At 39.8% G+C, this 12,280-nt stretch carries 7 protein-coding genes and 1 pseudogene; 6 read left to right on the plus strand and 2 right to left on the minus strand.

Features of this window, described 5'->3' with window-relative positions; genetic code table 11:
• Positions 1-98: 98 nt before the first annotated feature.
• The 5 genes and pseudogenes from U9K52_RS16905 (at position 99) to U9K52_RS16930 (ending at position 9,464) form a co-directional block, all read left to right on the plus strand.
• Positions 99-4,526 (plus strand): annotated as a pseudogene (locus tag U9K52_RS16905) (CusA/CzcA family heavy metal efflux RND transporter).
• A gap of 4 nt (positions 4,527-4,530) precedes the next feature.
• Complete coding sequence (locus tag U9K52_RS16915) at positions 4,531-5,670, plus strand: efflux RND transporter periplasmic adaptor subunit (RefSeq protein WP_322927465.1); 1,140 nt, start codon at positions 4,531-4,533, stop codon at positions 5,668-5,670.
• Positions 5,671-5,815: 145 nt separating this feature from the next.
• Positions 5,816-6,691, plus strand: a complete 876-nt coding sequence (fdhD, locus tag U9K52_RS16920; protein WP_322927466.1) for a formate dehydrogenase accessory sulfurtransferase FdhD — start codon at positions 5,816-5,818, stop codon at positions 6,689-6,691.
• Positions 6,688-7,038 (plus strand): DUF7009 family protein, encoded by a 351-nt coding sequence (locus U9K52_RS16925; protein ID WP_248393811.1) that lies wholly within the window; start codon positions 6,688-6,690, stop codon positions 7,036-7,038. Before fdhD ends, U9K52_RS16925 begins: the two co-directional genes overlap by 4 nt.
• Before the next feature lie 29 nt (positions 7,039-7,067).
• Positions 7,068-9,464, plus strand: a complete 2,397-nt coding sequence (locus tag U9K52_RS16930; protein ID WP_322927468.1) for an FdhF/YdeP family oxidoreductase — start codon at positions 7,068-7,070, stop codon at positions 9,462-9,464.
• Positions 9,465-9,482: 18 nt separating this feature from the next.
• On the opposite strand, the gene U9K52_RS16935 is transcribed toward U9K52_RS16930, so the two are convergent.
• Entirely contained in the window at positions 9,483-10,082 is a 600-nt protein-coding gene (locus U9K52_RS16935; protein WP_322927469.1) for an NTP transferase domain-containing protein, read from the minus strand.
• 147 nt (positions 10,083-10,229) lie between these two features.
• Between U9K52_RS16935 and U9K52_RS16940 the strand changes: the two genes are divergently transcribed.
• The gene (locus tag U9K52_RS16940) at positions 10,230-11,375 is read left to right on the plus strand and encodes a cysteine desulfurase family protein (RefSeq protein WP_322927470.1); all 1,146 of its coding nucleotides are present in this window, start codon (positions 10,230-10,232) and stop codon (positions 11,373-11,375) included.
• Here the strand turns inward: U9K52_RS16940 and moaCB are convergent.
• Positions 11,372-12,280 carry a bifunctional molybdenum cofactor biosynthesis protein MoaC/MoaB gene (moaCB, locus tag U9K52_RS16945; protein WP_322927471.1) on the minus strand — a complete coding sequence of 303 codons (909 nt, stop codon included), beginning with the start codon at positions 12,278-12,280 and terminating at the stop codon, positions 11,372-11,374. The two genes, U9K52_RS16940 and moaCB, sit on opposite strands and share 4 nt — an antisense overlap.

Consider the following 12,280-nt stretch of genomic DNA (forward strand, 5'->3'; position numbering starts at 1 on the left):
GGAATAGTAAATTCAAATAGAGATATTTATCTATAGCATAGTTATCTATCATCTGTTATCTATTATCTATCATCTGCTAATAAGCTCAACAAATCATTATGCTTACAAAAATCATTGAGTTTTCTGTAAAGAATAAACTCATCATTGCGCTGTTGGTTTTGGGATTGATAGGCGTGGGTTCCTATCAGGTCACCAAACTGCCGATCGACGCTGTTCCGGACATTACCAACAACCAGGTTCAGGTCATTACGATTGCCCCTTCATTTGGGGCAACAGACATTGAAAGACTGGTGACATTTCCCATAGAACAGGCAAACAATAATATTTCAGGATTAAAAGAAATCCGCAGTTTTTCACGGTTCGGTTTATCGCTCGTTACCATCGTCTTTGAGGATGATGTCGATATTTACTGGGCAAGACAGCAGGTTGCAGAACGGCTGCAACAGGTTCAGACCCAGATTCCGCAGGGAATCGGAACCCCCGAATTAGGTCCTATTTCCACGGGGTTAGGAGAAATTTTCCAGTACGTGATTCGTCCCGAAAAAGGCTACGAGAAAAAATACGATATTACAGAACTCCGCACCATTCAGGACTGGATCGTGAGAAGACAGCTGCTCGGTGTAAAAGGCGTTGCCGAAGTCAGCAGTTTCGGAGGAAAACTGAAACAATACGAAATTGCCGTCAATCCCGACAGATTAAACGCTTACGGAATCACCATCAACGATGTTTTCGATGCATTAAACACCAATAACCAAAACACAGGAGGAGCTTATATTGAAAAAGGTCCCACCGTTTTATACATCCGAAGCGAAGGTTTGATTGGCAATATCGAAGACATCAAAAATATAGCGATTGCTTCCAAAACCAATGAAATTCCATTGTTTATAAGAGACGTTGCAGAGGTGAAAACCAGCTTTGCAACAAGATACGGCGCCATGACATTCAACGATCAGGGAGAAGTTTCCGGAGCAGTAGTGATGATGCTGAAAGGCGAAAACAGCAATCAGGTCATTAAAAACGTAAAAGAAAAAATTGCCCAGATTCAGAAAACACTTCCGAAAGGAGTGGTGATAGAACCGTTTCTGGATCGTACCAAAATGGTAAACAATGCCATCGGAACCGTTGAGAAAAATCTTACAGAAGGCGCATTGATCGTTGTTTTTGTACTGGTTCTGTTCCTCGGAAATGTACGCGCCGGATTGCTCGTGGCTTCCGTAATTCCGCTCGCAATGCTTTTTGCCATCTGTATGATGAATCTTTTCGGAGTCAGCGGAAACCTGATGAGTCTCGGCGCATTGGATTTCGGATTGATTATTGACGGTGCGGTGATTATTGTAGAATCCGTTCTGCATCAGTTCAGCCATAATTCAAAATTCAAAAAAATATTCTCCGTCGGAAAAGAAGAAATGGACACCATTGTCATCGATTCAGCCGGAAAGATGATGAACAGTGCCGTTTTTGGACAGATCATCATTCTCATTGTTTATCTTCCGATTCTTACCTTACAGGGAATTGAGGGGAAAATGTTCAAACCGATGGCTCAGACGGTCGCTTTCGCTTTATTAGGCGCATTTTTATTGTCATTAACCTACATTCCGATGATGAGTTCTTTGCTGTTAAGAAAAAGAAGCTCAAAGCCGAGTTTATCTGACCGAATGATGAAAAAAGTGGAGAAAATCTATCTGAAAACACTGCTTAAAATCTTAAGAGTCCCGAAAATAGTATTCTCCATCGTGGCTATACTTTTCGTGTTGGCGATTTTCATTCTCAGCAGAATGGGAGGTGAATTTATTCCTTCGCTTGAAGAAGGGGATTTTGCCGTTGAAACCAGGGTTTTGCCGGGAAGCAATCTCAACACAACTATTGAAAGTACACAGAAAGCTGCTCACATCCTGAAATCAAGATTTCCCGAAGTACAAAAAGTCGTGACAAAAATCGGAAGCGGGGAGGTTCCTACAGACCCGATGCCGATGGATGCCGCGGATATAATGTTGATTCTGAAGGATAAAAAAGAATGGACTTCCGCTTCCACATTCCCGGAACTGGCAGATAAAATGACCAAAGAACTGCAGGATGTTCCCGGGGTAACGGTAAGTTTCCAGTTTCCGGTGCAGATGCGTTTCAATGAACTGATGACGGGAGCAAGACAGGATGTCGTGGTTAAAATTTTTGGAGATGATCTGGACGTGCTTTCAAAAAATGCCCAGAAACTCGGGAAAATTATTGAAACTGTAGACGGAGCCCAAAACCTTTACATCGAACCGATTGCCGGAATGCCGCAGGTAACGATAGAGTACAACCGTCCGGTAATCGCACAGTATCATTTATCCATTTCCGACATCAACCGGATTGTGAATGCTGCATTCGCAGGTCAGAGTACAGGTCTCGTTTTCGAAGGCGAAAAGCGTTTCGATATGGTTGTCCGTCTCGATTCCAAAGTCCGTAAAAATGTGGATGATATTAAAAACCTGTTGGTTCCGACCCCTTTCGGAAACCAAATTCCGCTTTCCCAGCTCGCAAAAGTTGAAGTGAAAAACGGACCAAACCAGATTCAGAGAGAAAATGCACAGCGCAGAATTGTCGTTGGATTCAACATCAAAGGAAGAGACGTTCAGAGCATCGTGGAAGAACTTCAGACTAAAGTCAACAAAGAGATAAAACTTCCGACAGGTTATTATATGACTTACGGAGGTTCTTTTGAAAACCTGAACAATGCAAAACAGCGTCTGATGATTGCTGTTCCGGTTGCTTTGGCGCTTATTTTTGTGATGTTGTTTTTAGCATTCGGCTCGGTAAAAGAAAGTCTGCTGATTTACACCGCTATTCCACTGTCAATTATTGGCGGCGTATTTCTTCTGGCTTTGAGAGGAATGCCTTTCAGCATCAGTGCAGGTGTTGGATTCATCGCCCTTTTCGGAGTGGCAGTTCTCAACGGAATCGTTCTCATCTCAGAATTCAACAGATTATACAAAAGCGGAATCCGTAATATCGTAAGAATTGTAATTGATGGTGGAGAATCCAGACTTCGTCCGGTTTTGATGACGGCTTTCGTGGCATCTTTAGGATTTATTCCGATGGCGCTCAGCAACGGAGCAGGAGCCGAAGTTCAGCGTCCGTTGGCAACCGTGGTGATCGGAGGTTTGCTCGTGGCAACCTTCCTTACCCTTTTTGTACTGCCGCTTCTTTATGTAACCATTGAAAAAGGATTTAAAATGAAATCGCCATCATTTGGAAAACGCAAACGCATTTGAAGAAAACGCGATTACATATGACCTTTAAAAAACAATAAATATCTACATATGAAAAATAATCATAAAAATATAACAGCTGTATTCATTTTGCTATTCAGCTTTGCAGGATTTGGACTGAAGGCACAAACGCCGATCAATCTTCGGACTGCGATCAATACCGCACTGGAAAACAACAGAAATCTTAAAAACGAAAAGCTGAAATCGGAATATTCCAAAGCTTTGATAAAATCGGCTAATGATATTCCACAGACTGGTGTAACGTTCGATTACGGACAGATCAACAGTGCGTACAACGATATGAAATTTGGCGTATCTCAGAACATTGCTTTTCCGACAGTGTATAAAAAACAGAAAAATGTATACACCGAAGAATGGAAAAAATCTTTGCTGAATGTTTCCCTGAAAGAATATGAACTTAAAAAGGCAGTCAGTCTTACCTTTTACAATATGCTGTACTGGAAGGAAAAAGAAAAACTGCTGAATGAAATCCTGAAACTGTACACCGACTTTTCAGACAAAGCAAATCTTAGACTGAAAGCAGGAGAGAGCAATATTCTGGAAAAAACAACCGCTTCCAGCCAGAAATTGGCGATAGAAATTCAATTGAAACAATTGCAGCAGGAATTAGCCGTTTTAAAGATTCAGTTTCAGTGGCTTTTGAATACGGAAACCGATTTCATTCCTGAAGATTCAAAATCTTTTGCCAATTCTTTAAACGAAAAACCGGCGGATCATCCTTTGCTCAAAATCTGGGAACAGCAGAAAAATATTTCCGCAGAACAGATCGCACTGGAAAAAGCGAAAATGCTTCCCGGTCTGCAGTTGGCATATAACCTGAACAGCTTTAAAGGATTGGGACCGGATGATAAATTGTATAATGCAACGCCTCAGTTCCATTCGGTTCAGGTCGGTGTTTCGCTTCCGATATTTTCCGGAGGTCAAAAAGCGAGAATTGAAGCTGCAAAAGTGGCGCAGTCTGTCGCAGAAAGTGAGCTGAAAAATGCGCAATTCAATCTGCAGAATCAGCTTAAAAAAGCAAGAGAAATCTATCAGTCCAGTCTGGAAATTGTTTCAAAATATGAAAGTTCCGATCTGAAAAATGCAGAGGTCATTACCGAAACGGCGAAAAGACAATTCATCGGCGGTGAAATCAATTACCTTGAATTTGTGATCCTCGTGAACCAGGCGGTACAGCTTAAAAACAATTACACCGATGCCGTCTGGAAACTTAACCAAAGTGCCATTGAACTGGAATACCTTACTTTAAATCCGTAAAAAAATGAAATCAATTTCAATATATGCCTTATTAATCAGCTTTTTTGTCTTCATCCAATGCAAAAAAGAAGAAGCTCCAAAGCAGGAAAAAAGTCTCCCGAAAGATGAAAATGTAGTTACCTTAACCGATGCTCAGCTCAAAAATGCACCGATAGTAACAACAACACTTTCGCTTCAAAATATTGCTTCAACCCTAAAATTAAACGGAATGATCGATGTTCCGCCGCAAAATCTCGTTTCTGTAAGCATTCCGCTTGGCGGCTATCTGAAATCCAGCAATCTGCTTCCGGGAATGCCGGTTTCCAGAGGGCAGGTGATTGCCGTGATCGAAAATCCGCAATTCATTCAGCTTCAGCAGGATTATTTAATGGCAAGATCCAAAGCACATTTTGCAGAACTGGATTACAACCGTCAGAAAACCCTGAACCAAAGTCAGGCAAGCAGTGACAAAGCGATGCAGCTTGCTCAATCCGAAATGAACAGCCAGAGAATTCTGATGAATTCATTGGCACAACAGCTCAAACTCATCAATATCAATCCTGAATCTTTAAAATCGGGAAGCATTACGAAAAGTGTTCCGGTGTACAGCTCCATCAATGGTTTTGTAAGCAAAGTGAATGTGAATATCGGGAAATATGTAAATCCTTCGGATGTACTTTTTGAGCTCATCAATCCGGATGACATCCATCTGAATCTTAAAGTGTACGAAAAAGATCTGGAAAACCTGAAAAAAGGACAGCGTTTCGCAGCGTACACCAATGCAGATCCGGGCAAAAAATATTATGGCGAAATTCTTTTGATCAGCAAGGATATCAGTCAGGGCGGTCTGGCAGAAGTTCACTGTCATTTCGACAAATACGATCAAACCTTGGTTCCGGGAATGTATATGAATGCCGAAATTGAAACCAACACCTCTTTTTCCAATGCGGTTCCGGAGGAAAGCATCGTGAATTTTGAAGGCAAAGACTTCGTTTTTGTTGAAGTTAAAAAACAGACCTATCGATTAATGCCGGTTACTTTAGGAGAAACGGAAAACGGTTTTGTTCAGATTCTCAATTTTGATGATTTTAAAAATAAAAAGATCGTTACCAAAAATGCCTATACGCTTTTGATGAAACTGAAAAATACGGAGGAGGAAGAGTAAAACGAATCATATAATAATATGTTTAACGGAATTAAAAGCATTCACTAATAAAAGAAGAAATGAAAAGTATAGCTGTAAAATGATTTCGGCCCATTTTCTATTTGATAGATAAAATTTGTACCTTTATTTACAATTGTTATAAATTATGAAAGCGCATCTGTTATCAGGTACATCGGTAAAGCAGATAGAAATCGTTAAGGTAAAGGATAGCACCTGTCTTCGTTATACAGATGATGTCTCTGTGGAAGAACCTTTGGAAATAAGGATTATATATTATTTAGCGGGTAAAAAAGAATCTAAAAATATATCGGTCACCATGAGAACCCCCGGAAATGACCCGGAACTGGCGGTCGGGTTTTTATTTACAGAAGGAATTATTACCGGTAACGAACAGATAAAAACCATCTGTTATCCGGAGAATGCCTGTTCAAAGAACAGCGAAAATAGCATCATTGTCGAACTGAATGAATCTTTCGTTCCTGAACTTATGAAAGTGGAAAGAAATTTTTATACTACTTCCAGCTGTGGTGTTTGTGGAAAGGCTTCTATAGAATCCATTAAAACAGTGAGCATTTTTAAAGAACATAAAAAAGAAAATACGGAAGTTTCTCTGGAAATACTGTATCAGCTGTCTGAAAAGCTGCAGTCGTTTCAGAATAATTTTAGTATTACCGGTGGTATACACGCTGCCGGTATTTTTGATTTGGAAGGTAACCTTCTTGCCTTACGCGAAGATGTGGGAAGGCATAATGCTTTGGATAAACTTATAGGATATGTGCTGTCTGCAAATTTACTTCCACTGGATAATAAAATTTTGCTTCTCAGCGGGAGAGCAAGCTTTGAGCTGATTCAGAAAGCCGCAATGGCGGGAATTACAACTGTTGCTGCAATAGGAGCCCCATCAAGTCTGGCAATAGAACTTGCAAAAGAATTCGATATGACTTTATTAGGCTTTCTGCGCAACAACCGATTTAATATTTACCACTGCGGAAGCCATTTTAAAATTGAAAATTTATTATGAAAATAAGAATTAAAGACCATTCAGTAAGATACCGTTTAACTCAGTCCGAAGTAGCAGAATTAGGAAAAAGCGGAAAGATTTCAAACACCACAGCATTCATCAACCGCTCTTTTGTCTATGCTATTGAAAAAACAGAAGATTCGGAACTTTCAACAGTTTTCATTGAAAATAAAATTATTCTGAAAATGCCTGAAACCATGATTGATGAGTGGATTTCTACCGATAGAGTAGGTTTTGAAGGACAATCCGGTTTGGTAAAGATTTTGGTGGAAAAAGATTTTGTCTGTATTGATAACACCCTGGAAGATCAAAGCGACAATTATCCTAATCCGAATATTAAATGTTAAGTCTTTCATTTTTTTAAATGTAGAAAATCATGGAAAACAAAGATCTGTTCAGTAAAAAAGAAGAAAGCAGCAAAACACCTTCTGCGGAATCTCCATATCAGTTAGCGGACCTTAAAATAAAGTCTCCGAAAAATTGGGCAGCGGGAGTTCCCGCCGTTATCCATTCCATAGATCAGCTTGTTCTTAATGCTTCTGTTCTTCGGGGTGGGAGAGCTCTTTTCAGCATGAATCAGTTTAACGGATTCGATTGTCCCAGTTGTGCCTGGCCCGATCCGGATGATGAGCGTTCTAAATTAGGAGAATATTGCGAAAACGGAGCCAAAGCTTTGGCAGAAGAAGCTACTTCAAAAAAAATCGGTGCAGGTTTTTTTAAAGAAAATTCTGTATATGATTTAGCAAAAATGACAGATTTTGAAATCAGCCAGCTGGGAAGGATTGCAGAACCGATGTATCTTCCGCAAGGAGGAACACATTATCAGCCGATAAGCTGGAATGATGCCTTTGCAAAAATTTCAGAAAAATTAAACGCACTGGATTCGCCGGATGAAGCCATATTTTACACCTCAGGAAGAACGAGTAATGAGGCAACGTGGGTGTATCAGCTATTTGCCAGGGAATTCGGGACCAATAATTTTCCGGACTGCTCCAATATGTGTCATGAAACTTCAGGCTATGCACTTTCCAGAAGTATCGGAATAGGAAAGGGAACTGTAAAACTGGAAGACTTTTATGATACTGATTTAATTATTATTATCGGACAAAATCCGGGAACCAACTCACCGAGAATGCTTTCTGCCCTTACAAAAGGAAAGAAAAACGGAGCGAAAATTATAGGAATTAATCCGCTGCCGGAAGCCGGTCTGAAAGGTTTCAAAGATCCTCAGAATGTCCGTGCATTACTGAATAAGCCTTTTGAATTATCAGATTTACATCTTCCCGTAAAGATCAACGGAGATATGGCACTTTTAAAAGCGCTTCAAATCCTTGTTTTGGAAGAAGAAGCGAAAAATCCGGGAAAAGTTCTTGATCATGATTTTATAACGAATAAAACAGCCGGTTTTGAAGCCCTGACTGAAGAATTAAAACGCTATGACATAAATTTTTTGTCGGAACAATGCGGAATTGCGGTAGAAAATTTGAAGGAAGCAGCACATATGATTGCTTCAAAAAAACGCATCATTATTTGTTGGGGAATGGGAATTACGCAGCAGCATAACGGTGTAGAAATGATCTATAATATTGTAAACCTTTTATTAATGAAGGGGAGCATCGGGATTCGCGGGGGAGGAGTCTGCCCGGTCCGTGGTCACAGCAATGTTCAGGGAAACAGGACCTTACTTATCAATCACCATCCCACAAAAGAACAGTTAGACAAGCTGCAGGAATATTATGGTTTTAACGTTCCGAGAAAAGGAGGATATGATGTAGTAAATGCGCTGAAAGCAATGCACGAAGGAAAAGTGAAATTTATGTTCTGCATGGGAGGAAATTTTCTTTCTGCGGCACCTGATACCGCTTTTACTGCAGAAGCCATGCGTAATCTCGAAATGTCGGTCATGGTTTCTATTAAACTCAACAGAAATCATCTCATTCATGGAAAAGAAGCGCTCATCCTGCCGGTAATTTCCAGAAGTGAAAAAGATATAGTGAATGGAGAAATTCAGCATGTAAGTACGGAAAATTCAATGGGAGTAATACAGGCTTCAAAAGGAGTTTTAGATCCCGTTTCGGAACATCTTATTAACGAAATCCATGTTGCGTGCAGAATGGCAAAAGCTGTTTTGGGAGACCGTTCCGTAGTTGACTGGGATAAATTCATCAACAGTTATGATGCTATCCGTCATGATGTGGAGCAATGCATCCCGGGATTTGAAAATTACAATGAAAGAGTAGTACAGAAAGGTGGTTTTTATCTTCCGAATGCTGCAAGAGACGGCATATTCAACAGCGAATTTTTTCCTGGAAAAGCAGCCTTCAACATTACATCGGTACCGGATAATTTGCTTGACGAAGATGAATATCTGATGGGAACCACAAGAACACACGATCAGTTCAATACCGTTGTATACGGTTTAAATGATCGCTACCGTGGAATTTTCAACGAAAGGAGAGTGGTTATGATGAACGAAAAAGATATCGAAAAAGCTGGATTAAAAGAAGGAGATCATGTAGATCTGTTCAATTATGATGATGGTAAAGAAAGGATTGCACCACTTTTCATTGTCGTAAAATATCCTATTCCGCAGAAAAGTACCATGACCTATTTCCCGGAAACCAATGTTTTGGTCTCCATTAATAATGTGGTGAACGGAGCCAATATGCCCGCTTCGAAATATGTCCGGATTAAAATCAAAAAACATAATCCCGATATTTTTAAAAAGATCGACGAACACATCATTGCAGCAGCAGGAACAGGTATAGAATAAAATTGTTTGGTTAAAAAATTAAAATTTTAATATTTTCTGTGCTTTCTCCAGATCTTCGGGAGTATTCACGTTCATCATAAAATCCGGGTGGCCTGGTTTCAGGATTGTTGTATCACTGTTAATTAAAATTTTTCGGAGTGAGGTGTTTCCTTTTGAAAGAAAATGATGAAGCAAAGGATAGCTTTTAGGTTCCCATATAGCGATCAGAGGTTCCGGTAAACCATCAGAAGGACTTTCATAAGCCGTTGCCACTTTTTCCGGATCTCTGGATTGGATAAGAAATTCTATCGGGTTTTTGTCTAAAAGAGGAAGATCACAGGCAATGACCAGCCACGCTTTGTCTCTCTGAAAATCCAACGCAGAAAGCAATCCGCCAAAAGGCCCCATGTTTGAAAAAGTATCGGTAATAGCCTGGTACTCATTATTGAAATTTTCAAGCTGATCCGCTCTGCAGGAAATAAATACCTGCTCGCACAATGGAGACAACAGATCAGCGATATAATACCGCTGTTCTTTGCCGTGCCAGTTGATTTTATCTTTGGGATTTCCCATTCGCAGACTTTTCCCTCCGGCGAGTACCAGTCCGTTTATTTTTGGAAAATCAGTCTTGGAATGCATATTGTGAATCTAAATACAAATATAATGAATGTTTTTCGGCAAAAAGATTACTTTAAAACATACAAATATTCGGCAGTACACAAGCTCTGGCTAAATTTAAAACTAATCTAAAAAAGTTCGCTATTTTTATAAATGAATTAAAATGTTATGATGGATAATGATTTCGTTTACCTGGATTATAACGCTACAACTCCGGTTGATCAGCGAGTTTTAGATACCATGTTGCCTTACTTTAATCAATTATATGCAAACTCAGGAAGTTCTCATCTTTTCGGACTTACTGTAAGAGAAGCGGTTGAAAATGCCACGGAAGAAGTAGCAGAACTTATCGGGGCCGACTCCAGAGAAATTATTTTCACATCGGGAGCTACAGAATCCGTAAACCTTGCTTTAAAAGGATTTAAAAAAGATCAGAATAAAAACCATATTATTACGGTTACCACAGAACATAAAGCTGTTTTGGATACTTGCGCGCAACTTGAAAAAGACGGATTCAGGGTTGATTATCTCCTTGTTGATCATTTGGGAAATATCAATCTTACAGAACTGGAATCTTTGATTACCGAAAAAACATTAATGGTCTGTATCATGTTGATTAACAACGAAACAGGAGTCATTCATCCCATCAAAGAAATTGGCGAAATTGTTCACCGGAATGGCTGTTATATTTTTTGTGATGCAACGCAGGCCGTAGGGAAAATACCAGTTGACGCAAAAAAACTCAATATCGATTTGATGGCTTTCTCCGCCCACAAATTTTACGGACCTAAAGGTGTAGGAGCGCTCTATATTTCTTCTTCCGTTAAAAATAAAATACATTCACAGATTCAGGGAGGGGGCCAACAAAATAATCTGAGAAGCGGAACTTTAAATGTCTCGGGAATTGTGGGTATGGGAAAGGCTGCGCAGATCGCTCTTGAGGAAATGCATGAAGATGCACAAAAAATAAAAGAACTAAGAAATCATCTTGAAAATGTATTGCTGAAAATTCCTCAAACATTTATCAATGGAAATCATTCTGCACGGATTTTCAATACCACCAATATCTGTTTTGAAGGGATCAATTCCGAAGAACTAATCCTTTCTTTAGGAAATATATGTGTTTCCAGCGGTTCTGCCTGTAATGCTGTCACTACAAAGCCTTCACATGTTCTTCAGGCAATGGGAATGAATGATCGTGATGCATTATCTTCCATAAGATTCAGCATAGGGAAATATACCACAATTTCAGAGATTGAAAAAGCTGTGGAAAAAATAGAGAAAACAGTTCTAAAGTTGAGAAGCAGAAATTAATGTCCGTCTCCTTTTTTTACGGAAAATACATGTAAAACCTGCGGAAAAAGAGCCTGAACATATTCTTTTACCGCACCGTGAGATCCTGGAAATGTCAAAATCAGCATATCGTCGGAAAATCCGGCAATTCCCCGCGAAAGCATGGAAGTTTTAACACGATCCTGTCCGTAGTTTCTGGCGGTCTCCATAATCCCCGGAATTTCTTTGGTAATAAACGGTAAAACCGCTTCCGGAGTAACATCCCGTTCAGAAAGCCCGGTTCCGCCTGTAAAAACAAGAAGATGACAGCCTTTATTTTTAAAGAATTCTATCTTTTGCTGAATAACAGAAATCTCATCCGGAATCACTGAATAATCAACATTGATAATTCCTTGATTTTTAAGAGATTCTACCAAGAATTTTCCGGAAGTGTCATTTTTAAGTCCCTGAGCAACAGAATCACTGCAAACTACTACTGCAGCGGTAAGGTTTTCAGTTTCTATACTTTTCTGACCGCTTTTTCCGCCCTGTTTTTGCAAAAGCCTGATATTGGAGATCTCTACATTTTTATCAATAGGCTTCAGCATATCATAAATCACCAAAGCGGCTACAGAAGCGCCATGCATTGCCTCCACCTCAACGCCGGTTTTATAAATGGTGTGAACCTCAACAGTGATATTAATATGTAAGTCACTCATTTCATAATTAATGGCAGCAAATTCAACTGGCAAAGGATGACAGTCAGGAATAACATCGCTGGTCTTTTTAATCGCCAGTAGAGCGGAAGCTCTTGCAAATTCGAGCACATTTCCTTTCGGAACCGTTCCGTTTTGTACGGCCTCTACCGTTGAAATGTCTGAAGTTTTTATAGTTGCCGCTGCAATTGCTTTTCGCAGGGTGAAGGTTTTAAAAGTAATATCTACCAT

Origin of the sequence: Chryseobacterium sp. MHB01, assembly GCF_034651565.1 — a bacterium.
Lineage (GTDB): Bacteria > Bacteroidota > Bacteroidia > Flavobacteriales > Weeksellaceae > Chryseobacterium > Chryseobacterium nepalense.

Excerpts from the sequence above, each read along its gene's own strand:
- moaCB (WP_322927471.1), bottom strand. The coding sequence starts at position 12,280 with ATGGTAGATATTACTTTTAAAACCTTCACCCTGCGAAAAGCAATTGCA.
- U9K52_RS16935 (WP_322927469.1), bottom strand. The coding sequence starts at position 10,082 with ATGCATTCCAAGACTGATTTTCCAAAAATAAACGGACTGGTACTCGCC.
- U9K52_RS16925 (WP_248393811.1), top strand. The coding sequence starts at position 6,688 with ATGAAAATAAGAATTAAAGACCATTCAGTAAGATACCGTTTAACTCAG.
- U9K52_RS16930 (WP_322927468.1), top strand. The coding sequence starts at position 7,068 with ATGGAAAACAAAGATCTGTTCAGTAAAAAAGAAGAAAGCAGCAAAACA.
- U9K52_RS16940 (WP_322927470.1), top strand. The coding sequence starts at position 10,230 with ATGATGGATAATGATTTCGTTTACCTGGATTATAACGCTACAACTCCG.
- U9K52_RS16915 (WP_322927465.1), top strand. The coding sequence starts at position 4,531 with ATGAAATCAATTTCAATATATGCCTTATTAATCAGCTTTTTTGTCTTC.
- fdhD (WP_322927466.1), top strand. The coding sequence starts at position 5,816 with ATGAAAGCGCATCTGTTATCAGGTACATCGGTAAAGCAGATAGAAATC.